The following is a 23,630-nucleotide window of genomic DNA, read 5'->3' as shown; positions in this document are numbered from 1 at the left end:
GTGAGATTTCGGTCGCTCTGGGCCGGGTGTGGAGCGCGAGCGGGGTTAGGGTCGGGGAACTATGGACGGATTCCTGCTCGCTCAGCCCGACAGCGTCATGCGGGCTTACGGCAGCCGGGTCACCTTCGACGAGGCGGACCGGGCCGTCGCGGCGCTGCGGGACAACACCGCGGAGTTGATCGTCGGTGCGCTGCCCTTCGACCCGCGTCGTCCAGCCGCGCTGAGCGTGCCCGAACGCGCCGAGCACACGGCAGGCCCCTGGCGGCCGGCCGCGCTTCCCGACCTGCCCGCGGTGCAGGTCGTCACCGAGATACCGAGCCCGGCAGAGCATGTGGCGCGGGTGACGAAACTGGTCGAGCAGCTGAATGACTCGGCGCAGCCGCTGCGCAAGGTCGTCGCGGCACGTTCCGTGCTGGCCGAGGCACGGGCGGCACTGGACCCGGAACTCGTCGCCGGGCACCTGCTGACCAGGCATCCCCATGCGAACGTCTTCGCGGTCGACCTGACGGCCGCAGGACGGACCGGGGCGACGCTGGTGGGCGCCACACCCGAGGTACTGATCACCCGCCAGGGCGACACGGTCACGCTCCGTCCGCTGGCGGGTACCCTGCCGCGGCATGCCGACCCGGATGCCGACACCGCGCAAGCCCGAGAGCTGCTGGCCAGCACCAAGAATCGGGTCGAGCACGAGTTCGTGATCGACTGGATTCGCGAGCGACTCGGGCCGGTCTGCTTCGAGCTGTCCATTCCGGATGGCCCGGAACTGATCAACACCCACGAAGTGTGGCACCTCGCGACGCCGATCACCGGACGCCTGCGCGACGCCGCGACCACCGCACTCGACCTGGCCTTGTCGCTGCACCCGACACCCGCGGTCTGCGGCACCCCGACCGGCCTCGCGCTCGACACCATCGCGGACCTGGAGGAGGACCGCGGGTTCTATGGCGGAGCCGTCGGTTGGTGCGACGCGAACGGCGACGGTGCGTGGGTGGTCGCGATCCGCAGCGCCGAGCTGTCGGCCGATGGGCGGACCGTGCGCGCGTATGCGGGCGGCGGCATCGTCGCGGCCTCCGACCCGCATGCCGAGCTCGACGAGACCACCGCGAAGCTGCGCACCCTGCTCGGCGGACTGCACTGCACACTGCCCGCACACTGAGGTCGAGTTCGGCGCCCTCGAGATCATCCCGGCCCACTGGTCCCGAATTTCTCGGCGTCGAGTTGCGACGCCCGTCGCGAGCCATCCGCGGCGCACCGAGGGGATTCCACAGCCTGAACGAATACAAAGACCGGACGCCCTGCTAGGTTGGCCGAGAATGTGCCTGCATCGATGTATTGGAGTGCTCCGATGAAGTTTGCTGTCCCTGGTGTTGCGAGTGCGGTTGCCGGCGCCGTGCTGGGCGTGATCGGTGTTCTCCTCATCACCGTGGCGGTCCAGCAGAACTCACGCCCGGACATCGACCGCAGCGGCGACAAGGACTCCTCGCTACTGAACACCGTTGAGTACGGCAGCCGCTGAGCCGCTGACCTCCGCTGCACCTGCCGACTCGCTCGGATCCTCCGCGGCGCCGGGGCAGCACAGCACGGCGCCGCTCGGTAGGCGCTGGTTCGCCGCGTCCCTCGTCGCGGCGTTTCTGCTGACCTTCGCACAGGCGCCCGGACTCACGGTCGCCGACACAAAATACGACCTGGCACAGAACCCAATCGGCTTCCTGGAACGCGCGAGCCATCTGTGGAGCAGCCAGGCACCGATGGGCCAGGTGCAGAACCAGGCCTACGGGTACTTCTTTCCGCACGGCGCGTTCTTCTCGCTCGGGCACGCGCTCGGCGTGCCCGCCTGGGCCACTCAGCGGATCTGGTGGGCACTGCTGCTGCTCGCCGGATTCTGGGGGATCATCCGCCTCTGTGAAACGCTTGGCATCGGCACACGCGGGTCGCGCGTCGTCGCGGCGATCGCGTTCGCCCTGTCGCCTCGGGTGCTGACCACGCTCGGATCGATCTCGTCGGAAACGCTGCCGATGATGCTGGCGCCGTGGGTGCTGCTGGCGCCCGCCGCGCTCGGTATCGCCCATCGCGAGCGGCGACGGGGCGGCGCCGCATCGCCGGCGGGCAGCGCGTTGGCGCTTGCCCTGATGGGCTCGGTCAACGCGGTGGCGACGGTCGCCGCCTTCCTGCCCGCCCTGCTGTGGTGGGCGGCTACCTCGCCTGCGCTCGGTCCGGCGCGGGGCTACGGACGGACTACGTCCGACAGCGCACAACCTGCGGCTACCTCGCCTGCGCTCGGTCCGGCGAGGAGTACGTGCGGCCGCGCTCGATGGGCGTCGTACCGCCTGAACCCGCGCTGGTGGCGGTTCACGGCGGCATGGATTCCGTTGCTCGTGCTCGCGACGTTCTGGTGGGCGGTACCGCTGCTGCTGCTCGGCAAAGTGAGTCCGCCATTCCTGGATTACATCGAATCCTCCGGGGTGACCACGCAGTGGGCCTCGCTGGCCGAGGTGCTGCGCGGCACCGACAGCTGGACTCCGTTCGTCTCGCCGGAACGTATCGCGGGCGCGGTGCTGGTGACCCAGCCCGCGGCGGTGCTCGCGACCGGGTTGCTCGCAGCGGCCGGCATGGCCGGACTCGCCCTGCGGTCCATGCCGTGTCGCGGCAGGCTCGTCCTGATCCTGTGCGTCGGGCTGGTCGGGATCTGCGCAGGCTACGTTGGCGAGCTGGGCGGGCCTTTCGCGGAATCGGTTCGGGTCTTTCTGGATTCCGGCGGCGCCCCGCTGCGAAACGTGCACAAGTTGGAACCGCTGATCCGTATTCCCCTCGTGCTCGGCCTCGCCCAACTGCTGGCCAGGGTTCCGCTGCCCGGCTCGGTGCCGGTGCGGGTGTGGCGTGACGCGTTCGCGCACCCGGAGCGGGATCGCGCGGTCGCGGTCGCCGCGCTGATCCTGACCGCGCTGGCGCTGTCCACGTCGCTGGCTTGGACCGGCAAGCTCGCACCGCGCGGTGCCTACGACCGGGTGCCCGCCTACTGGCAGCAGACCGCGGACTGGCTGCGACACAATGCCTCCGACTCCCGCGCCCTTGTGGTGCCGGGCGCGCCGTTCGGCAGCCAAGTATGGGGACTGACCAGGGACGAACCGCTGCAGGCGCTGGCGAGCACACCGTGGGCGGTCCGCGACGCGGTGCCGCTCAACCCGCCGGGCACCATCCGCGCGATGGATTCGGTGCAGCGGCTGATCGCCGACGGCAGGCCTTCGGCGGGGTTGGCCGCGACGCTGGCCGGACAGGGCATCGGAATCGTCGTGCTGCGTAATGACCTCGATCCTGATACTTCCAGGTCAACGCGTCCGATGCTGGCACACCGAGCGCTCGACGGCTCCCCCGGCTTGCGTAAGGTCGCCGCGTTCGGCGACCCGATCGAATCGGTGGTGATCGCCGACGATCTGGTAGCCGACGGCGATCTGCGGCCCCCATATCCGGCGATCGAGATCTACCGAGTGGACACGAGTCCGCCGGGAACGCCTACCGAGGTGCGCGGCGGGACCGGCGCTCCGGACTCGTTGCCAGGCGCGTATACCGTCCCGCTCGGGCAGGTTCCCGTGGTGCAAGGCGGTCCGGAAGTGCTCGAACGACTGCACCGCGACCCGGAAACGACCGAGACTCCCAGCTTGCTCGCCGCGGACGCGGCACGGGCCGGACTGCCTGTCGGCCCGGTCACGGTCACCGATACCCCGATGGATCGCGAAGCCGATTTCGGCCGGGTGGACAACCACAATTCCGCGCTCCGCGCTCCCGACGACGCGCGCCGCACGCACAATCTCGTACCTGATTACCCGGTGCCCGGCACCGAGCTGGTGCGCGGCGAGTGGTCTGGCGCGACGATCACCGCATCGAGTTCGGCCGCGGACGCCACCCAGCTCGGTGGCGCGGCGCCGGGCAGTTCGACCGCGGCCGTGGTCGACGGCGATCCGGCCACCGCCTGGATCAGCAACGGCACCGAACGCGCACTGGGTCAGTGGCTTCGGCTCGACCTCGACCGCCCGATCAAGACCGGACAGCTGAAACTGACCACCAGCTCGGCTGCCATCGGCGACCCGGTCAAGTGGGTCGAGGTGCGCACCGCCAACGGCACCGTCTCACTCCGCGTGCCTGAACCTGGCGTGCCCGTTTCGGTTTCGCTGCCCGCGGGCACGACAGACTGGCTGACCATCACGGCCATCCGCACCGAAGGTGGTTCCCGCGGCGGACAATTCGGCATCAGCGAACTCGCCCTCAACGACTATTCGGTGCGTGATGCGCCGGTCCGGGTAGACATCCGGCATCGCACGGTGCTGCCGCCCACACCGACGGGCGCACAGGTTCGCGCCTGGGATCTAGGGCAGGACTTTCCTGGCCGCAGCGCCTGCTTCGATTCGCCCGACCGGGTTCGATGTAGCAAGGGCCTCGCGTTGGCTCCGGAGGAACCGGGAACGTTCGAGCGCACCCTGTCGGTACCGGAGCCGATGTCGGTGACCCCGGAATTGACGGTCCGCACCAGGCAGGGCCCGGCGCTGGAGGCGCTGCTGACCGACCATGGCCGGCCGGTAGCCCGGGGGAAAGCCGACGTCGGCGACCTCCGGGGGGCCGCGTTCGCCGCGACCGACGGCGACCCGCGCACCAGCTGGACCGCGCCGGAGGGCTCCGTCCGGGAACTGACCGCCGGCAGGCCGACGCTCACGATCGAACTGCCCGGCCCCGCCCTGGTGACCGGATTGGAGCTGATCCCCTCGCTCGGCGGGCTGCCCGCGGCGCCCACCTCGGTGACAGTGAATCTCGGCGACGGCCCCCAAGTGCGCGAGCTGGACGAAAGTTCCCCGGGTACGCCGACCCGAATCTCCCTGCACCCCACCATGACCGACCGGGTCGAACTCAGCCTGCGCACCTGGAAGCCGGTGCTGGACCAGACCGCACTCGGCTTCGTGCAGACGCAGCCGCCCGGCCTCGCCGAGGTGGCGGTGCTCGGACCGGACTACCCCGAACCCGCACCACTCGACCGCGAGATCACCGTCCCGTGCGCGCTCGGCCCCACCATCAGCGTCGGCGGGCAGGTCCTGCACACCACCGTCGTCGGCACCGCCGACGAATTGCTTTCCGGCGCCCCGGTTCCAGCTCGGGTTTGCGCGAACGACTCCACCGCCGACGAACTCGTCGTGCCGGATACCGCGCCTGACGGCGAGTTCGTCCTGCCGCAGGGTCGGGCCGACGTAACGGTCGGCCCGACCGACCTGTTCTTCGTCGATCGGCTGCGCATTGATCGCAGTCGACCGGAGGCCACAACGCAAGGCAAACAGTTTCTCGCGCAGAGCCAGACCGACGTGACGGTTGGTCCCACCGGCCCGTTCTCGGTCGATCCGCTGCCCATGGACCGCACCGAGCTGACTTCTCCCGCGCCGCGACAGTGGGACGCCAATAGCCGCCTACTCGTGCTGCCTCTGAGCACAAATGTCGGTTGGCGTGCGACGACGCCGGATGGGCGCGTCCTCGAATCGGTGGTGGCCAATGGCTGGCAACAAGCGTGGCTGCTGCCCGCCGACGTCACCGGCCCGGTCACGGTCTCCTTTCCTGCCGACCGCTGGTACCGACTCGGCATCTTCGGCGGCCTGCTGCTGCTCCTTCCGCTCGCGGTCCTCGCTATTCCTCGCCGCGCACGGGTGCAGAAACAACCTTCCTGCGCCTCCGGTCGCGCCCTCGACGCGCAGGCGCAGGAGCTGGGCACAGCACCGGATTCGGCACCGCGTACCTGGGGCAGATGGTGGCCGGCAGCGGTCGGGCTCACCGCCGCGACCACGTTGATCGCGGGCCCGGTCGGCACCGTCGCGACGGTGATCGCCTTGGCTGCGACCCGTTTCGCTCCGCACATCGCTCCACGCGCACTCGTCATCGTGGCGGGTGTCGGCACGGCGTTGTCCGCTACCGCGTTATCCACCGGGCCGTGGCGCTCGCCCGACGGTTATATGGGCGGGTCGCTGCTTGCGCAGTTGCCCGCCCTGCTCGCGGTCGTCGCCGTGGGAGTCGCGGCGCTGCCCCGCCTGCGCGGCGCCGGTTAGCGCCTGCGGTATGGGGACCAGCGCGGAGGGCGGATCGCGGACCGGATAAACGCATCGATTCGGCCTGCGCCGCAAAGGCGCTCATTGCTAACGTGAGCACGTGTGAATACCTGTGCCGAATGTGGTTTCGTGTACGACTCGGCTTCAGCGGCCGACGTTCCGTCACTGGCGCGGGAGTACGCCGCGGAGTACGCCGACCTGCTCGGCGGCGATCCCGGCAAGCTACGACGGCGTGGGGAGCCCGACGTGTGGTCGCCCCTGGAGTACGCCTGCCACATGCGGGACGTGCTGCTCGCGCAGCGTGAACGCGTGCTCACCGCACGCCGCATGGACAACCCGCCCGCGACGCTGATGGGTCGCGACGAGCGGGTCGAGCACGATGGCTACGCAAAGCAGAATCCCGCGGACGTGGCCCGCCAGATCCGCGATTCCGCGCTGCTGTTCGCGAACGTGCTGGAGCGGCTCGGCGAGGCGGACTGGGAACGCACCTTGATGTTCGCCTATCCCGAGCCGCAGGAGCGTTCGCTGCGCTGGCTCGCGCGGCACACCCTGCATGAACTGCGCCACCACCTGCTGGACATGCATCGACAGCTGGATAGCTGACGCCGCGAGACCGCCGATCATGACGCGGGTTCGATGACCGGGGCCTGCTTCGTCCGATCTCTGCCGCGAGCCCAGCGGCGGACCGGCTCCTCGACCAGCGCGTAGCTTGCGGACGCGACGGGAAGGGTGATGGCGACCGTGAGGATCAGGACGTAGCAGAAGTCTCCTTGGAAGGGGAGAATTCCGAACACCGGGAACACGATCGACAGCACCGCGAGGTGCCAGATGAAGATGCCGTAGGACCAGCGTCCGATCGTCGCGGCCACCGGCGATTCCAGCCAGCGGTGTTGTTTCGACCGACCTGCAAGCAGTCGCCAGCGGTGTTGTTTCGACCGACCTGCAAGCAGTCGCCAGCGGTGTTGTTTCGACCGACCTGCGAGCAGTCGCCAGCGGTGTTGTTTCGACCGACCTGCGAGCAGTCGCCAGCGGTGCGGTCGCGCCGCCGGGTCCCGCAGCACCAGCGGCGCGAGCAGAGCGAACCCGATGATCGTGCCCAGCCCCATCTTCACCACGTATTGCCACGGTTCGGCGCGGGTGAGCCCGGCTGGTCCGGCCAGATCGGTCGCCGCGAGCAGGAAGGCCAGCGCCGCGACTGCCCACATCAACGGCTGGTTCGCCGCGACCTTCCACCAGTTCGATAGCCTCACGCTATTATCGGCCAACTCCGCTAGCAGCATGCCCGCCGCGAACCAGGGGAGATAGCCGGGCAGCCAGTTGTCGGCGTGGATGGCGTCAGGTGTGGGCACCGGAATGAAGTTCCACCCCAGGCTGATCACCCCGAGCGCGAGAATCACCGGCACCCGCAGGCGCGCCGCGGACCCACGCAACCGGACCAGCGCGAACGCCAGTACGGGCAGCACCAGATAGAAGGCGACCTCAACCGAAAGGCTCCACATCTGGGTCAGCCCGTCGGTGAGTGTCAGTGGCACGAACACCTGCAGAAGCGCCAGATTCGACACCCACACCCGCAGGCCCGCGGTTCCGGCCGCGCTCGGCAGCAGCACCAGCACCGCGCATACCACCACCCAATACGCAGGCAGGATACGCGCGGCACGATGCCGCAGGTAGTAACCGACCGACGGCGCGCTGCGCAGCCCACGCGCCGCTGCCGCGTGCGGGCGCCACAGCAGGAATCCGGACAGCGCGAAGAACACCGCGACCGCCATATCGAACCGCCCCCACACCCGGCCGATGATCGGCGTGCCCGCGGCTCCGGTCTGAAAAGCGACATGAGTCACCAGCACGCCGAGCGCCGCCATGCCGCGCATGCCTTCCAGCGCGGGCACGAACGCGCGCGAGCGCACCCGTTCGGTCGCGGGGGCGGCGGGCAGAGTCGCGGTCATCAGGCTCCAGTCTGTCTTGCCGATGCACAGGTGATAATTCGGCGTTTCAGATCTCACGCTAGACTCGGGCGATTTCTCGGCCGTTTCGGCCTCGACGCCGCATGCTACGACATCGGACTGTTAGTGTCGGGGCTCACGAGTGCCGCGGGCGTGCCCGCAGCACTCGTCGGAACGTCCTGTGTTCTACGACGAGGAGAGTTTGCATGGCACTGAGTGCCGGTACCAGAAGGACGGTGGCCTGCCTGCTCGTGGGTCTCGGCGCGTTGCTGATCGTCGCCGCGCTGATGATTCCGACCTACACCGTCGGCAAACTGTCGAAAACTCCCCTCGACATCGAGATCACCACGATCGCGACGAACCAGCCGGGTGAGGACAGCCTCGTGCTCGACGCCAAGTCGCTGACCGCGCCGGAGGGTTCGGCGAAGGTCGACACCAACGTTCCCCTGGTCTCGCAGCGGTTCCTCACCGTCGAGGACCCGGCCGACGCCAATGAGATGACGGTGCAGGCGGGCCAGACGCTGCGTCGCATCGACAAACAGGGCGACACCGGCCTGCTGACCGCGACCATCGACCGGGTGACCATCGACCGGGTGACCGGCATGCCGGTGGACAAGGAGCCCAACGGCTCCATCGCGGTCACCACGACCAAAGAGGGCGAGAACATCGCCGACCCGGTGCAGCACACCGGCCTCCAGTACCGGTTCCCGATCGGCACCGAGAAGAAGAGCTACCCGTACTTCGATCTCAACGCGCGCAAGACCTCGGACGCCAACTTCGTCGAGGAGGCCGAGATCAACAACATGAAGGTCTACCACTTCCAGCAGTCGGTCCCGGCCACCAGCCTGTGGGACGTGGTGCAGGCGCCGACGAACCGGCTGAGCCTGCCTGCCGCCAAGTGGGGCGTCGAGGGCGGCGAGACCCCGGTGACCATGACCCGGTTCTACACCAATACCCGCGACATATGGGTTGAGCCCAAGACCGGCACGGTGATCAAGGGCAGCGAGCAGATCCACCTCTACTACGCGCGCAGCGCGGACAAGCCGGAGGTCACCGCACTGAAGTCGCACCTCGTGTTCGACGAGAACACCATCGAATCCCAGATCTCGGTGGCCAAGGAAAACATCGACAAGCTGGCGCTGTACGGCCGGATCATGCCGATCGTGTTCGGCATTCTCGGCGTGATCGCGCTGATCGTCGGCGTCTTTCTCGGTCTCCGTGGCGGGTCTGCCCCGGCGCCGGCGCGCCCCGGCGGCGTTCCGAGCCAGCGTCCCAGCGGATCGGCTCCGAAGCGTGGCACTCCGAGCCGCGGTGCCGACGATGCGCCCACCGAGCAGATCAGGATCACCAAGCAGCCCTGATCCCGCTGAGCAGTACCGAATTCGGCTCCCCCGTCATCGCGGCTGGGGAGCCGAATCGGTTTCAGGGCGCAGGTTCTGGCCGCCGTCAGTGGTTACGCGACCAGGTGGCGAACCGGAGCCGGCCGGCGTGCGCGTCGACGTTCGGCCACTGCAGGATGTCGCGGTAGAACGCGCAGGCCGCCTCCGGATCCTCCGCGTAGACCAGGGTGTGCACTGCCGTGATCATGGGACGATCGTCGACAGGTGTGCGTCAACCGCCTGGGCGCAGCCGCTGCGCGCGCGTCGGGTGATCGGCGGTGCGCAGGACGATCACGGCGACCAGCAGAGTCGTGGTCGCCGCGACCGAAGCGGCCGTCGTGATGAGAGCGGAAACCGAGCGGGCGAACGACACCATCAGCGTGACCTCGACGGCCAACCCCACCCAGGTCAGCACGGCAAGCGCGGTGCGGTCCACGGCGATGGCCGAGAGCATCGCGCCCTGCAGCACGGCCAGCAGCGCGCCGTGCAGCGCGAACAACCACAGCAGGCCCTGGATCGGGGCATAGTCCTTGCCCGCGAGCAGTGGCGCTAGCGGCGCGGCGAGCGCGGCGCCGAGCACCGCGACGATGCCTATCCCGCTGAGCACCGCCAGCGCGGCCCTGATCGCACTCGCCGAGTGGGTCGGCTGGGCCATCCGTGGATACAGCACGACGCCGACGGCCTGCGGCAGCCAGAACGCGATCTTGGCGGCGATGGTGCCGAGCGCGTAGCGGCTGGCGTCCACGTCGTCGAGCACGATCCGGACCACGATGAGGTCCGCTGACGACAGCGTCATCAGCGCGGCCTGTACCTGGGCGGCTCGCAGGACCGGCAGCACGCCGACGGCCGCGACCGCCTCATCCTCCCCGGTTCCGGCGCGGACCGGCGATCGTGGTGAACCCGCGACGCCCCTGGCGAACAGCGCCGCCGCCGCGATCCCGAAGGCGGCCGCCCACAGCGCCGGGGCCGCACCGCCGCCCAGCGCCAATACCACCAGTGCGGGAGCGACCCTGGCGATTCCCGCCATGCCGAGCACCACACCCAAGGCCCGAAACCGTTTGCTGCCCTGCAGAATCCCTTGCTCCCCGGACAACACCACCAGCGCGGGTGCCGCACCGAGTGCCGCGGCGGCCGCGGCCACACCGACGTTCAGCGCGACGGTCACCAGTGGCACCAAGACTGCCGCGACCACGGCGACGATCACCGCGCACCGCCACCGCAATCCCCGCAGCGCCGCCCCGCCGGCCCCGCGGACCAGCTCTCTGGCCACCACGTTCTGCAACGCCAGCGCGGGCACCGCACACAGCAGCTGAGCCGCCAGCAGACTCGCGAACTCGCTGTAGCCGGTGACCCCCAGCCACCGTCCGGCCAGCAATTGCAACAGATACCCCGCCACATTGGCGGTCATCGCCCCGGCCGTGACCAACGTCAGATCCGCCACCATAGGAAACCGACGGGCAGCAGACACGCCGCCCATCGTCCCACCCCGAACCCCCGTCACCCGCCCCGCCCCGCCGGACCTCGAGCGCCGTGTTCGTGCGGACGGGGCGTGGCGGCGAGCCGACCGACCCTACGCTCGTCTCTCCCCGCCCACCGACGACATGGGGGGTGTGGGCAGGACGTAGGGTGCTCAGGCGTGAACGAGAGCGGTCATGGGCGATGGGTTGCCGCGGTGTACAGCGCCGTGGGGGCGCTGATCGTGGCCGGGCCGCTGCTGGGACCGGGGTATCTGCTACTGCGAGACGCGGTCAGTACACCGCGGAGTTATCCGACCGATTCCGCGCTCGGGCTGGGCGACGCGGCGCCACGGGCAGTGCCGCAGGACGCCTTGCTCGCGACGCTGTCGCCCGTGGTGGACGGAGGGCTCATCGTCAAGGTGATCCTGGTGGTGGCGCTGTGGGCGGCTGCGTACGGGTCGGCGGTGCTCGCTCGGGAACTGCTGCGGGCGTCGATCGGACCGCAGCTGGTCGCCGCGACGGTCGCGCTGTGGAATCCGTATGTGGCTGAGCGCCTTCTGCAAGGACACTGGAGTCTCTTGACCGGTTACGCGGCGCTGCCTTGGACCGTGTTGGCCGCCCATCGGATTCGTGCGGGGGATCGGGTCGGCCGTGGGTGGGGCGCACTCGCGGGGTCGCTCGCCGCCGCGGGGCTCACGCCGACCGGCGCACTGCTCGCGGGCTGCACCGCGCTCATCCTGGTCCGACCGCGGCACCTGCCGGCGACACTTGCCCTGTGGGTGGCGGCGTCGGCACCGTGGCTGACCGCGACCCTGCTGTCCGGCTCGGCCGCCGAGCCCTCCGATCCCGCGGGTATCGCGGCCTTCGCCGCGCGGGCCGAACCTGGTCTCGGGACGCTGGGCACCTTGGCTGGGCTCGGGGGAATCTGGAACTCGGAGGCCGTGCCGGATTCACGAATGACGCCGCTCGCGGCGATCGGGACGGTGCTGCTGTTGGTAATCGTCGCGTTGGGTGTGCGAGCGGTTGCCACCGATGCCGACGAGCCGGATCTCAGGCACGTCGGCCGCACTCTGCTGCTGCTGGCCGCGGTCGCGATCCTGTTTCCCGCGCTGGGCGCGACAACGTGGGGCATGCACGTGCTGGAGTGGCTGGTTGCCACTGTGCCCGGCGCGGGCCTACTGCGCGACACCCAGAAGTACGTGGCCTTGGCCATGCCCGCCTACGCACTGTGCGCCGCGGCAGGATGCGCTCTGCTCGCCCGGCGGTTCCCGGCCGACACCACGCTGCCGACGACACCCGCGCCCACGCCCAAGACGGCGCGCACGGCTGTGACGTCCACGGTCGCGGCGGTGTTCGTCGCGCTACTGGTGCTCCCGCTCTTCGACCTCGCATGGGGCGTCGGCGGAGCTGTTCATGCTGTGGCCTATCCGAGCAGTTGGCAGCGGGTCGCCGAACTGGTCGACGGTCCTGGCAATATCGCGGCCCTACCGGGTGGGATGTTCCGGAAGTTCCGCTACAGCGGCGTCGTCCCGGTGCTGGACCCGGCGCCGCGCATGCTACCCAACGACGTGTTGCAGACCGGGAAGCTTCCGGTGCGCGGCCGGACCGTCGCCGGAGAGGGAACCCGCGCCGCAGAAGTGGAAATCCTTCTACTGCAAGGCGGTTCGGCCTCGGATCTGGCGCGCCTCGGAGTCGGTTGGGTGCTGGTCGAACACACCACCCCCGGACCGCTCGGTGCGTCGGCGACGACGCTCGCCCAGCTCGAGCCGAGGTACCAGGACCCGGAACTCGCGCTGTACCGCGTGCCCGGCGTCATCGAGCTGCGTGGATCATCGACGACGCACCGCGTCCTCGCGTGTGCCGCTCACTTCCTTTGGGGCGCGATTCTTATCGCCGGTCCGCTGATCGCCCTCGGCGCACGTGCACGATCGCGAACGAAAACCAGGGGGTAGCACGGATCATCAACCCCGTCTGTGCGAAAACGGGACTTCGAGGGACTTCGAGCTATTCGGTGAACGGTGCCATTCGGATCATATGCAGAAAGCCCGCACTGTCGAGCCAGCGAACCCGGCCTTCGGGCACTGCTTTCGCCTCCGCTTCGAAAGCCGCGATCACGTGTCGCTTGAAGTCGTGGCGTGGGTGGCGGCGCAGCAGTTCCGCGACCCAGTTCCGGTCCAGTTCGGCCAGGCGCGCGCCGAGAACGTCGACCGACGCGCCCGCGGAGACGAAGCCGCCGGGATCGCTGAGATCGTCGGCGACGCCGGGGGTGATGTGAGCGGCGATAGCCGCGCCGATCGCGTTTGCGCGTTCGTGGGGAGCGCCGGCGCGGAGCGCCAGCGCGACGGCTCGTTCGCCACCTTCCACCGCGAAACACCTTCCCGGCGTGGGATGTTCGAGCTGTAAGTCGTGGAGCAGGCAGGAGACGTAGACCAGTTCGTCGTCATAGGCCGCACCGTCCAGGTCGGCCAGCACCCGTCCGAAGTAATAGGTTCGGAGCGAATGTTCCAGCACATGCGGCGAAAGACATTCGCGCGCTTCGGTTTCCGCCGCGACAGACAGGGCGGAATCGGGCAGCCGCAGGCCGGCGGGCTCGAGTTTGCCTCGGCCGCGGCGGCCCAACGTCAGCCGGACCCGGTTGAGCACCACCGCGGGCAGCGTACGGGCGGTCTCGACGGCCAGCCTGCGGCGTTGCTCCTTGGACAGTGCACCACCGGTGCGGGTGGCCCATTCCCAATCCATGCCCGTCGGTGCGGCCACTGCGCTCAGCGTCCGACCGCGGCCGGCTTCGGCCGTGGATCTCGAATTCGACTGCGGAGCAGGATTATCATTATCGCGGTCACGATGCCAGCGGCGAGCAGATAACCGGCAGTGATCGATGTCGCCCCCATTACGGGCCCGAATATCAGTGACGAGAAGAACTGACCGACGAATGCGGCGGTTCCCGACAGCGACGTCGCCTGGCCGCGCTGTGACGCGGGTGGTGTCTCGCCGATAAGCACTGTCACCGCGGGAAGCAACAGGCCGTAGCCGATGCCGAAGAGTGCCGCGGCGGCGAAGATCGGCACCGGGTGACTGCTCACGCCCAGCAACAGAAAAGTACCCAGCCAGCAAGCCACTCCCGTGCGCAGCACCGCATCGAATCCGGCGCGGGCGCGGATCCGCCCGTAGCCCAGTCCGATCAGGCTCGAAGCGAGCGACAGTAGCGCCATGAACAGGGAGGAGAAGACCGGCTCGTGGATCCCGATCTGCGCCAGCCGCTGCGGCACGAACACCACCAGGCTGAACATCATCAGTCCGATGCATGCCATCAGCGCGTTCCAGCCGAGCAGCGTGGGATATCGGCGCAGCAAGTCGAAGGCGGACAGAGGAGTGTGTCCCGAGAGCCGTTTCCGCTCATTCGGCATCAGGAGCAGGGTCGCCACGCCGAGGGGAATCCCTACCAGATAGATACCGAATGTCGCGTGCCATGAGATTCCGCCGAGGAGCCCTGCCAGCATCGGCCAGATCACCCCGCTCGCGGTCACCGCCGCGGTGCGCCAACCCATGATTCGATCTTGTCGCGCACCGGATCCCGCGGCCAGCAGTGCCACCGTGGTGCCGCTGAAGACCGCGGCCGCGCCGACACCCAGCAGCATACGAGTGATGATGAGTGCTGGAAAGGAACTGGTCACCAAGCCGGCGCCTCCGGCGGCACCGTACAGCACAAGCCCAGCGCCGAGCGGGATACGCACGCCCCAGCGATCTATCGCTCTGCCCACCAGCGGGCTGGTCACCGCGATCAGGGCGCAGTGCGCCGTGGCCACGAAACCTACCGCCGTGACACTGATTCCGAACTCGTTGCGGATGAGTTCGAGAACCGGCATGACAATTGCGCCCGCCATCATGCCCAGAGTGGAGGCGAGCAACAGCACCAGCAGCAGCCCGCCGGATACGCCGGGCTGCGGGGCCGTCGGCGGATCAATCGCGTATTCTTCGGATGTTTCCGTGGTCATCGCAGTGAAAGGTCCCGTTCCAGATCGTCGACCACGAACATCGGTTCCACCGCAGCGCGGATCTCACGCATCCTGGCAGCGATCGGCTCAACCGTATTCGCCTCGATGAACAGGTATGCGGCGGCACCGATGGAGCCCAGTCCGCCGCCGTACACATCACCCTCGTGGACCCGCACGTCCGCGCGCAGGACCCCGGGCAGACCCTCTAGGTCGGCCTGTGCCGGTACCTTCCGCACCTGTCCCGGCGCCAGCGGCACACCGACGACGGCGACAAAGGGGTGGGTGCGAGCGCGTGCGCGGGGCGGCTCACGGTCGACCGCGATATCGACGCCGGCGCGAATCGTGTTGACGCCGAACAAGATCTCCGAAAGCAGCGGTAGCGCGGCGCCGCCCGCTCGACAGGCGATCTCTCCCAAAACGTAATCACCGGCACGGGTGCGGAAGATCTCGCAGTGCACCTGTCCGCTGGTGAGGCCCATGACCTCGATCGCGCGCAGGGTCAGAGCCCGCACCGCCCGTGCGGCCGGATCGGCGTCGGGTAGCGCGATACCTTCCCAGACATTGCCGGTATCGATCGCCTCCAAGACTGTGACGGGGTATTGAGTGGTCAGCGTCAGGTACGGCTCTGCCTGCCATACCACGATGTCACAGCTGAACTCCGCATCGACGTCGATGCAACGTTCGACCAGGAACCCGTCGCGGGCGGCGGTCAGCCCGTCATACACACCGGACGCTTGCATCATCCGCTCGGAATCCCCGGCGGGAACCCGACCGTCGAACTTGCCCGCGGCTACGAATTCGTCCAGTTGCCGGGCCGAGGTGACCTTTGTGGTGCCCAGCGCGCAGAAACCGCGGCGCGGCTTCACGACAACCGGCCACCCGATCTCCTCTGCCGCCTGAGCGGCCTCGGCGAAGCTGTGCGCCACCGCCCATCGCGCCACCGGAACTCCGCCCTCACGCAGGCGCCGCTTCATCACCGCCTTGTCCGTGAACGCGATCGCCTGATCCCAGGTTTGCCCTGGCAAACCCAGCAGTGAACGCAGGAAACCCGCTGCGGCGATGGTGAGTTCGTCGGTGCCGATGACCCGGGCCACCGGCAGCTTCGCGACCACGGCGGCGAGACCGTTGTAATCGGTCCATGACGCCACCGGATGCAATGGCACATCCACTCCGGCGGCGCGCCAGAGATGTCCGGTTTCGGCCGGAATCAGGAGGTGCACCGGGCCCTCGATCCGCTGGAGGAACAACGCGGCGATGGGGGGCCTCGACGCAACAACAAGAGTAACCACGATTTTGAACCTTTGATGAAGCGAAAATGTTCGATACGTGCGCAATTCACCCCCCGAGGGCCGATACTTACGGCGCCCGCAACACCTCCAACCGTCGATAGCCATCTCTTTGCTGAAAGTCAACTGTGCACTAGCTATGTTTGATCGAAGAGATGTGCGACAGTGGCGCGCGCTCCAGTGAAGAGGTCATCGCCGACCGGACCCGACGAGCGATCCGGCGAACACCTAGGCGCACGTCGAATCATGCCCCCGGAAACACCATTGGCGCGAGCGACCAGAGCGGTCACGGATGTCATAGGAGGACTCTAAATCAGACGACCTGCAACGCCGGCCGACGTCTCTTCCCACTGTTGGGGTCAGATAGTTGCCTTCCCGCGGCGAAGCTCATTCCTAACTAGCCGTTAACCAATTCTTTGCTTATTCATTAACAAGGCGGCCTTAGTTGTCGGTTCGCTGCACATGAGAGACGAGACCCACTCGGGTTCACAGCCATACATTCGGAAGTCTCGTCCAGGACTGCCTGTTTGGTTGACTCCTCGGCCTGCCCCGAGGTTCGATACCCCGATCAGCGAAACCACTGCGGCACCATGGATGTCGCGATGCGGTGCCACAGAGGGCGAATCGCAGCGATGAGGTGTGCGGCCGAGTCAGTAGAAACAGCACGTGACGGCGCAGCTCCAGCAGGTCGAGCGCTGCGATCCGAATCCTCGATGGGTAGCTATCGACGGCGAAAGATTCCCTGCCGGACGAAATTCGCCAAGCCTGTCCCCGCGCACGTCAGCCCCGACACAACCGTCCGGGTGCTGCGGACGGCCGACTTCTCCGACACGAGGGCCTGCTTGCCGCGCTGAGCACCAAAACCGGCCACCGCGATTTCCACCTCGTCATCACGGATATGGACCCGTTCGTGGCGCTGGAACGCGACGGCGCTGCACCTGGACGGCGACGTACTCACGTCGGCGGGCCTCGACCTGTGCCAGCATCTGGTCGGCGGGGAACTGGGAGCGCATACAGCGGCAGAACTGGCCAGATGGAACGTGGCCGCACCGCATAGGGATGGCAGCCAGGCCTAGTACATTCGGATACGCTCGGCGCACGGGATACCGGCGGTGGCCTCGCCGCAATACTGCCCTGGGCCGTCACCGAACCGACAGCTGCGGTCGATGTTTCGGCGCTGGCCGCGCACGCGGTGATGCGCGAGCGCACGTTCATCGGTCGGTTCAAGGCCGAGGTGGGGACCACGCCGCGGCGGTGGATCGATGCGCAGTGCACCGTGTGCCTGCGAGTTGCTGGAAAGCACTCAGTTGCCGGTTGCAGCCGTTGCGGCGCAAATCGGGATTCGGCAGCGTTACCGCGCTCCGGGTGCACCTGCGGGCAACGACGGGAGCCACGCCGGCGACGTGAGAAGCCACATATGTCGTTGCATGGCAGTATGTTCGGGCAACGAAACTCGTTTGCTGATCACGCCGACCCGACAATGCCGGCTGAACGGTCGCGAATTTTTGCCTGCGAATGGGTTTACCGCGACGCGTCAAGGGGTAAAATCTTCGAGAGGATTCGCGTATCCATATCTTATGCTTGCCGTGTTCTCCGGTCCCATGAGCATCCAGTAAGATCGCTGATTGTTAACCAATCGACTGAACTACTTCCCTACCGACATCGGATCCCGCGATTCCCGCGGCGAACGTCGTGATCGACGCGCGAGAGGTGGTTGGAGCATGGCTGATCTGGAGACGGCGGCATCCATGGCCCCGTTGGTTACTGGAGTCGAGTTGGCGACCGCGAGCACCCCGCTGCGCCGCGCCGCTGGGCGTCTGCAGTCGGTGCTGCCGCCCGGTTGGCATGTCGAGATCGTCGACGCACCGAACCGGCCGGACAGCGACGGATCCCCTGTCCTCCGAGTGGTCATGCCGACCGGCTGATCATCCCGTCCAGCCGAGTGGCATGAGCAGCGACTTCTGCTCGCAGAACGAGTCAAGACCCTCCGGGCCGTTTTCCCGCCCGAGCCCGGAGTTCTTGTAGCCGCCGAACGGTGAACTCGGGTCGAAGGCATACCAGTTGATCGCATAGGTGCCGGTACGCACCCGTGACGCGATCTCGGCGCCGTGCTCGATATCCGTGGTCCATACCGACCCCGCGAGGCCATAGACCGAGTCGTTGGCAATGGCGACGGCCTCCTCCTCGGTCCCGTACGGAATCACCGACAGCACCGGGCCGAAGATCTCCTCCTGGGCGATGGTGGACTTGTTGTCCACATCGGCGAAGATCGTCGGCTCGACGAACCACCCCCGGTCCAGACCTTCCGGACGACCGCCACCCAACACCAGCCGCGCGCCCTCGGCCTTGCCCTTGGCGATGTAGCCCTCGACCCGGTCGCGCTGGCGTTCGGAAACCAGCGGACCCAGCTGCACACTCGGGTCGGTCGGGTCGCCGACCTTCATCGTCTTCACGTGTTCGACCAGCGCTTCGAGGATTTCGTCATATCGACTGCGCGGCGCGAGAATGCGGGTCTGCGCGACGCAGCCCTGCCCGCTGTTCATCAAGCCGGAGAATGCGAGCACCGGAATACCGGCCGCGAGATCCATGTCCGGCAACAGGATCGCCGCGGATTTGCCACCGAGTTCGAGCGAGACGCTCTTGAGTTGTCCGGTGGCGATCGCGCCGATCTTCTTGCCGACCGCGGTGCTTCCGGTGAAGGTCACTTTGTCCACGCCGGGGTGCGAGACCAGGTATTCGGCCGCATCGGGTTCAGCGGGCAGGACCGAGAGCACGCCTTCCGGCAGGCCGGCCTCGGCGAAGATGTCCGCGAGCAGGTTGGCCGTGATCGGCGTCAGTGGAGCAGGTTTCAGCACCACCGCGCATCCCGCGAGCAGCGCGGGCGCGAGCTTGTTGGCCGCGAGGAACAGCGGAACGTTCCACGCGGTGACCGCGGCGACGACACCGCGCGGCTCGCGGGTGACCCGGGTGGTGCCGAACCCGCCGACGCGGGTCTCGCGCCACGGGAACGACTTCGCCAACGCCGCATAGGCGTCCAGCACGGCAACCGAGGGGAGCTGGTTCAGCGTCATGGCCATCACTTGCGGCGTACCCACCTCCGCGACGAGGGCGGCCAGGAGATCGGCGGAGCGCTGCTCGATCAGTCGGGCGGCACGGGTGAGCACCTCGGCGCGCTCCTCCGGCGGCGTGGACGGCCACGGGCCGTGGTCGAAGGCATGACGTGCGGCGGCGACCGCGGCGTCGACATCGGCCCGACTCACCGCGGGAACGCTGCCCACCGGCTCGACCGTGGCAGGCGAGAAGACCTGGACGCGCTCGGCGGTGGCTGGCGCAGTCCAGCGGCCGCCGATGAACAAGCTGTCGTAGTGCATGAGAACACGTTACAGTTTGGCGCTTCAGTTGTCTGTAACCTGTTCTAGTTTTTCCTCGGGGCAACGCTCTGAGCAGTGTGAATTCCGACCTCTCGGTTCGCTTTTCACAAAACGCACTATTGCGTTCTACTGCTGGACAAGGGATGCTGTAGCTACTGATCAGCTCGCTCGATTCATGAACCGATACCGTAACTGGGGAGTCCGAGTCATGGCTGTGCAAGTGATTCGCCGATCGCTGATGACCAGCGATCAGACCGAGCATCAAGCGAAGTGCGTCGGCAGTGGGGGATGGGTGGTCTCTTTCCTACCCGGACGCACCCTGACGATCGAGCAAGCGACCGCGGCCATGCAGGCCGCGGAGGCCGTCGCCGCCGTCAGGACGCTGGCCGATCTGGTCGGGCTGACCCCACTGGAGACCGTCGGACTCGCCATCCTGGAATCGCCCTGGAGCGAGCCGCTGCGCGCGCCCTACAGCAAGCGGCGCTGGCGTAGCGGACGACACGAGCATTAGCTCGGCTAACTTTTAGCTGCTACAACGACTAGGTTGCTCACCAGTAACTCACGCACGGCGGGAATGCGAACCAACCACCAGGCCCACCGAGGGTGATATCGGGGAAAGACCATACGTACGTCGGCGGTAGTGCGCGCCGCCCAACGCAATCCATCCGCGGCGCGCACCGCGAACAGCGAGCTGCCGAACCGGTTTTTCGGCTCTCGTCCGTGCTTGCGCCGATACCGCCGCGCGGCGTACTCGCCGCCGAGGTAGTGCCACGGTCCGGTCTCGTGCCCGCCGAACGGTCCGTGCCAGACCGTGTACGACAGCACGATCAGCCCCCCCGGTCTCGTTACCCGCACCATCTCATCGGCCATCACCCAGGGTTGTGACACGTGTTCGGCGACGTTCGACGAGAAGCAGATGTCCACCGCCTCGTCGCGGAATGGCAGCGCCATCCCGGATCCGCGTACCGCACCCGCCACCGAGAGTCCCCCGGCGTGCATCTCCGAGGGGTCCGGCTCCACCGGGATGTAGCGCGCACCCGTCCGGACGAACGCGTCCGCGAAGTAGCCCGGTCCGCCGCCGACATCGAGGATCGTGGCGCCGTCCAGCGATCGGCCGGTGAGGTCGGCGTAGAAGTCCGCGATCATCGTCGTGCTGTCGGCGGCAAGACCGCCGTAGAACAGCGCGGGATCGGTCTGCTCGAACCGGAAACTGCCGAGCAATCGGAGCGATCGGCGCAGGGTCGCCCGACGGGCGAACCGGGGTGCTTTGCCCCACGTGGGCACTGTTTCGGCTTTGAGCACGGCGCAGAGTTTCGCACAACCCCGACGGTCGGCATTCTGGGCGGGTGCTCGGGTTAGGGTATACCGCGATATTCGACGTCCCTGCCGGACCACCTGACCGAGAGAAGCTCCACCGTGCGCGAAGTCCTCCTGCTCTGCTGGCGTGACACCGGACACCCGCAGGGCGGCGGCAGTGAGCGGTACCTCGAGCAGGTCGGCGCACAGCTCGCGGCACGCGGGATCAAGGTCACCCTGCGCACCGCCCGCTATCCGGGAGCGCCGCGACGGGAACGCATCGACGGCATCGACATCAGCAGGGCGGGCGGACGCTACACCGTATATCCGCGCGCACTCGCCGCGCTCGCGCTGGGCAGGCTCGGCCTCGGCCCGATGCGCGGCGTGCGCCCTGACGCGGTCATAGACACCCAGAACGGCATCCCGTTCTTCGCCACCGCGGTCACCAAGGCGCCGTCCGTGGTGCTGGTGCACCACGGACATCGCGAGCAGTGGCCGGTGGCGGGGCGACTCGTCGGTCGAATCGGTTGGTGGATCGAGTCGCGGCTGTCGCCGCGCGTGCATCGGGGCAACCAATATCTGACCGTTTCGCTGCCTTCGGCCGAGGAGTTGGCAACGCTCGGCGTGGATCGTTCGCGTATCGCGGTGGTCCGTAACGGAGCCGAACCGGTTCCAGTCGACGCGCCCACCGGAGCCGCGGAAACGCGCACAGCCGCACCGACCGTCGTGGTGCTCTCACGCCTGGTGCCGCACAAACAGATCGAGGACGCGCTCGCCGTCGTCGCCCGGCTGCGGGACCGCGTCCCCGGGCTGCGCCTCGACGTGATCGGCGACGGCTGGTGGGCAGACAACCTGAAGGACAACGCCCACGAACTCGACATCGCCGACGCCGTCACCTTTCACGGCCACGTCGACGAACGCCGCAAACACGAACTGCTCGCGCGTGCGTGGGTGCACGTGCTGCCCTCGCGCAAGGAGGGATGGGGACTCGCGGTGATCGAGGCCGCCCAGCACGGCGTGCCGACCATCGGTTACCGGAGTTCGCGCGGGCTCACCGATTCCATCGTCGACGGCGCGACCGGCATCCTGGTCGACGACGTCACCCAATTGGCCGATGCCGTAGGCGATCTGATCGACGATCCGGCGGCACGCACAGTCATGGGGGAGAAAGCTCGCGCACGCGCACGCGAGTTCTCCTGGGAGCAGACGGGAAATGGCGTCTACGAGGTTCTGTCCGCCGCCGCCGGTGGCGAGCCCATCGCGGGCTTGATCGCGCCACGTCCAGTCGACTGATTCGGCAGAAGAGTCGTTCCCATATCGGTCGCGTGTCACTCTCGGCTACGGCTTGGCCATTGCCATCCGCGCATCCGAATTGGGAGGTTTGTCGGTAATGTCTCGACACACCCCGGGTGACGGCGGTTGCGCTTTATTCAAGTCCGAGGATTCTCACTACATCGGACGGAAGTCCTTCGTGTCCGACTCGCTCCACCGCTGCCGTGCGTTCCTTGTCGGCCGTACGGCCTACGAGTCGGCAATTGCCGCAGTAGGTTTGAGGTCGCACCCAGCGCGGAAATGTGTTCGCGGTCTCAGAATTTTCTCGGGAAACATTGCCACATACCGGCTTTCGTCTACCTCTGATAGATTCCCAAACCATTACCGCCGATGGGAAGCTCGTGGACAACGAAAATCGTTTCCGTTAAGTTACCTCCCTGAAGTCGAGAGCTCAGTGGACGGCACGGAAAACAAATGAGGTTCGTCGATGTGGTGCGTACAGATGATTCGCACCCATGATCGGCGAAATGCTCAGCTGAGGACCGACCGAGACTGCGCAGTCAGTGCATATCAGAGATAAGGGCCTACATGAATAAAGTCACCCGCGCTACCGTTATTGCCTTGACGGTTGCGAGTGCCGTGGGAGTTGGGTCCGCTACTGCGGTAGCCGAGCCCGCGATGCCGGACGGGCGCACATTGAGCACCGAGATCGTGCCGGGCGTGCAATACACCAGCAACACCCTGGACGAGTCCGTGGTCATCGAGACCGGGATGTCCACCCTCATCACCCAGGGCGGGCAGTTTCAGGTGAAGGACGCGGCCGGCACCACGGTGGCCGGCGTCGCGTCTTTCGCGGTCGAGCCGAAAGCCCTCGAGGCCGTCGAAGCTCCGGCAGAGGTGAAGGCGGCTGCGCAAGCCGCGACACCGGATATGCATCTCGACGAGATCAGCGGTGATCCGCACACCGAGCGGTTCGACGCGGCGATACAGGCCGCTGTCAACGAGTTCCAATTGGCCACCGCGACCGGATCTCTGGCTGGTGGTGCGATCGGCGTGGCTGTCGGCTGCGGTATCGGCGCTGTGGCCGGTGGGGTCGTCGGGGCGCCCATCCTCGATGCCGCAGGCCTCACCATCATCGCAGGCTGTCTTGCCGGTGCCGGTCTGCTCGGTGGGCTGGGCGCCATCATCGGCGCCGCGGTGCTCGGCATTCCGGTGGGCATTGCCTCTGCGATCAAGTTCCAGAACACCATGAACCAGCCGTACGACGAGGAAAAGCCAGCCGGCGACAAGGAGTGAGGTTCCGACTCGGCCTCGGCCCGGCCCTACCGAAAGGCGTTGCCGGGCACGGGTCGCGCGGAAGACCGGTACGTCCCCGCTCGATGACCGTAGACCCCTCCGCGTGTCGGGCGCGATGGACACACGTCGATCAGTGATGACGACAACCGGACTCCTGGTGCAGCATCGACTTCAACAATCAGTGCTTTATCAGGAGTTCGCTCGATCTCGGGCTTCACACTCCCAACGCCTGGGTTGAGATGCGCGGAAGCCCGATGAAAGTTT

17 protein-coding genes and 1 pseudogene are annotated in these 23,630 nt (G+C 67.5%); 10 read left to right on the top strand and 8 right to left on the bottom strand.

The window, feature by feature from the left end:
- Positions 1–61 precede the first annotated feature (61 nt).
- From AB0H00_RS01815 to AB0H00_RS01800, 4 genes are all read left to right on the top strand, one after another.
- A complete protein-coding gene (locus tag AB0H00_RS01815; protein WP_357259189.1) occupies positions 62–1,156 on the top strand; it encodes an isochorismate synthase in 1,095 nt (364 codons plus the stop codon).
- 189 nt (positions 1,157–1,345) lie between these two features.
- On the top strand, positions 1,346–1,516 hold the full coding sequence (locus tag AB0H00_RS01810; RefSeq protein WP_357259186.1) for a DUF2613 domain-containing protein: 171 nt from the start codon (positions 1,346–1,348) through the stop codon (positions 1,514–1,516).
- Between the two features lie 115 nt (positions 1,517–1,631).
- Positions 1,632–6,074, top strand: coding sequence for an alpha-(1->3)-arabinofuranosyltransferase (locus tag AB0H00_RS01805; protein ID WP_357260386.1), 4,443 nt, complete (start codon positions 1,632–1,634; stop codon positions 6,072–6,074).
- A gap of 165 nt (positions 6,075–6,239) precedes the next feature.
- Complete coding sequence (locus AB0H00_RS01800) at positions 6,240–6,677, top strand: DinB family protein (protein WP_357260383.1); 438 nt, start codon at positions 6,240–6,242, stop codon at positions 6,675–6,677.
- Between the two features lie 17 nt (positions 6,678–6,694).
- Here AB0H00_RS01800 and AB0H00_RS01795 read toward each other — a convergent pair whose 3' ends face one another.
- Complete coding sequence (locus AB0H00_RS01795) at positions 6,695–8,020, bottom strand: acyltransferase (RefSeq protein ID WP_357259183.1); 1,326 nt, start codon at positions 8,018–8,020, stop codon at positions 6,695–6,697.
- A 203-nt stretch (positions 8,021–8,223) separates the two neighbouring features.
- Between AB0H00_RS01795 and AB0H00_RS01790 the strand changes: the two genes are divergently transcribed.
- Positions 8,224–9,378, top strand: a complete 1,155-nt coding sequence (locus AB0H00_RS01790; RefSeq protein ID WP_357259180.1) for a DUF3068 domain-containing protein — start codon at positions 8,224–8,226, stop codon at positions 9,376–9,378.
- Positions 9,379–9,508: 130 nt separating this feature from the next.
- Here AB0H00_RS01790 and AB0H00_RS01785 read toward each other — a convergent pair.
- Together AB0H00_RS01785 and AB0H00_RS01780 are read right to left on the bottom strand one after the other, a co-directional pair.
- A pseudogene (locus tag AB0H00_RS01785) lies at positions 9,509–9,604 on the bottom strand (VOC family protein); the annotation flags it as partial.
- Between the two features lie 24 nt (positions 9,605–9,628).
- Complete coding sequence (locus AB0H00_RS01780) at positions 9,629–10,873, bottom strand: polysaccharide biosynthesis protein (protein WP_357259177.1); 1,245 nt, start codon at positions 10,871–10,873, stop codon at positions 9,629–9,631.
- A 159-nt stretch (positions 10,874–11,032) separates the two neighbouring features.
- On the opposite strand from AB0H00_RS01780, the gene AB0H00_RS01775 reads away from it, so the two are divergent.
- Positions 11,033–12,805 carry a hypothetical protein gene (locus AB0H00_RS01775; protein WP_357259174.1) on the top strand — a complete coding sequence of 591 codons (1,773 nt, stop codon included), beginning with the start codon at positions 11,033–11,035 and terminating at the stop codon, positions 12,803–12,805.
- Positions 12,806–12,857: 52 nt separating this feature from the next.
- Here the strand turns inward: AB0H00_RS01775 and AB0H00_RS01770 are convergent, their stop codons facing one another.
- The 3 genes from AB0H00_RS01770 to AB0H00_RS01760 are packed head-to-tail and all read right to left on the bottom strand — an operon-like array spanning position 12,858 to position 16,134.
- A complete protein-coding gene (locus AB0H00_RS01770; protein ID WP_357260380.1) occupies positions 12,858–13,592 on the bottom strand; it encodes a phosphohydrolase in 735 nt (244 codons plus the stop codon).
- 23 nt (positions 13,593–13,615) lie between these two features.
- Positions 13,616–14,845: an MFS transporter gene (locus AB0H00_RS01765; protein ID WP_357259172.1), complete on the bottom strand. Its 1,230-nt coding sequence runs from the start codon at positions 14,843–14,845 to the stop codon at positions 13,616–13,618.
- Entirely contained in the window at positions 14,842–16,134 is a 1,293-nt protein-coding gene (locus AB0H00_RS01760) for an ATP-grasp domain-containing protein (protein WP_357259169.1), read from the bottom strand. Before AB0H00_RS01760 ends, AB0H00_RS01765 begins: the two co-directional genes overlap by 4 nt.
- Positions 16,135–17,852: 1,718 nt before the next feature.
- Between AB0H00_RS01760 and AB0H00_RS01755 the strand changes: the two genes are divergently transcribed.
- Entirely contained in the window at positions 17,853–18,056 is a 204-nt protein-coding gene (locus AB0H00_RS01755; protein ID WP_357259166.1) for a hypothetical protein, read from the top strand.
- On the opposite strand, the gene AB0H00_RS01750 is transcribed toward AB0H00_RS01755, so the two are convergent.
- On the bottom strand, positions 18,057–19,502 hold the full coding sequence (locus AB0H00_RS01750; protein ID WP_357259163.1) for an aldehyde dehydrogenase: 1,446 nt from the start codon (positions 19,500–19,502) through the stop codon (positions 18,057–18,059). It lies immediately after the preceding gene.
- A gap of 208 nt (positions 19,503–19,710) precedes the next feature.
- Between AB0H00_RS01750 and AB0H00_RS01745 the strand changes: the two genes are divergently transcribed.
- Complete coding sequence (locus tag AB0H00_RS01745; protein ID WP_357259161.1) at positions 19,711–20,013, top strand: hypothetical protein; 303 nt, start codon at positions 19,711–19,713, stop codon at positions 20,011–20,013.
- A 5-nt stretch (positions 20,014–20,018) separates the two neighbouring features.
- Here AB0H00_RS01745 and AB0H00_RS01740 read toward each other — a convergent pair whose 3' ends face one another.
- Positions 20,019–20,804, bottom strand: coding sequence for a class I SAM-dependent methyltransferase (locus tag AB0H00_RS01740; RefSeq protein ID WP_357259158.1), 786 nt, complete (start codon positions 20,802–20,804; stop codon positions 20,019–20,021).
- A 114-nt stretch (positions 20,805–20,918) separates the two neighbouring features.
- Between AB0H00_RS01740 and AB0H00_RS01735 the strand changes: the two genes are divergently transcribed.
- Both AB0H00_RS01735 and AB0H00_RS01730 read left to right on the top strand, forming a co-directional pair.
- Positions 20,919–22,091 (top strand): glycosyltransferase family 4 protein, encoded by a 1,173-nt coding sequence (locus AB0H00_RS01735; protein WP_357259155.1) that lies wholly within the window; start codon positions 20,919–20,921, stop codon positions 22,089–22,091.
- Positions 22,092–22,691: 600 nt separating this feature from the next.
- Positions 22,692–23,366: a hypothetical protein gene (locus AB0H00_RS01730; protein WP_357259152.1), complete on the top strand. Its 675-nt coding sequence runs from the start codon at positions 22,692–22,694 to the stop codon at positions 23,364–23,366.
- Positions 23,367–23,630: the final 264 nt, after the last annotated feature.

The organism is Nocardia sp. NPDC023852, assembly GCF_040639505.1.
In the GTDB taxonomy this organism is placed as follows: Bacteria; Actinomycetota; Actinomycetes; order Mycobacteriales; family Mycobacteriaceae; genus Nocardia.
This window is presented reverse-complemented; position numbering and strand designations above follow the sequence as displayed.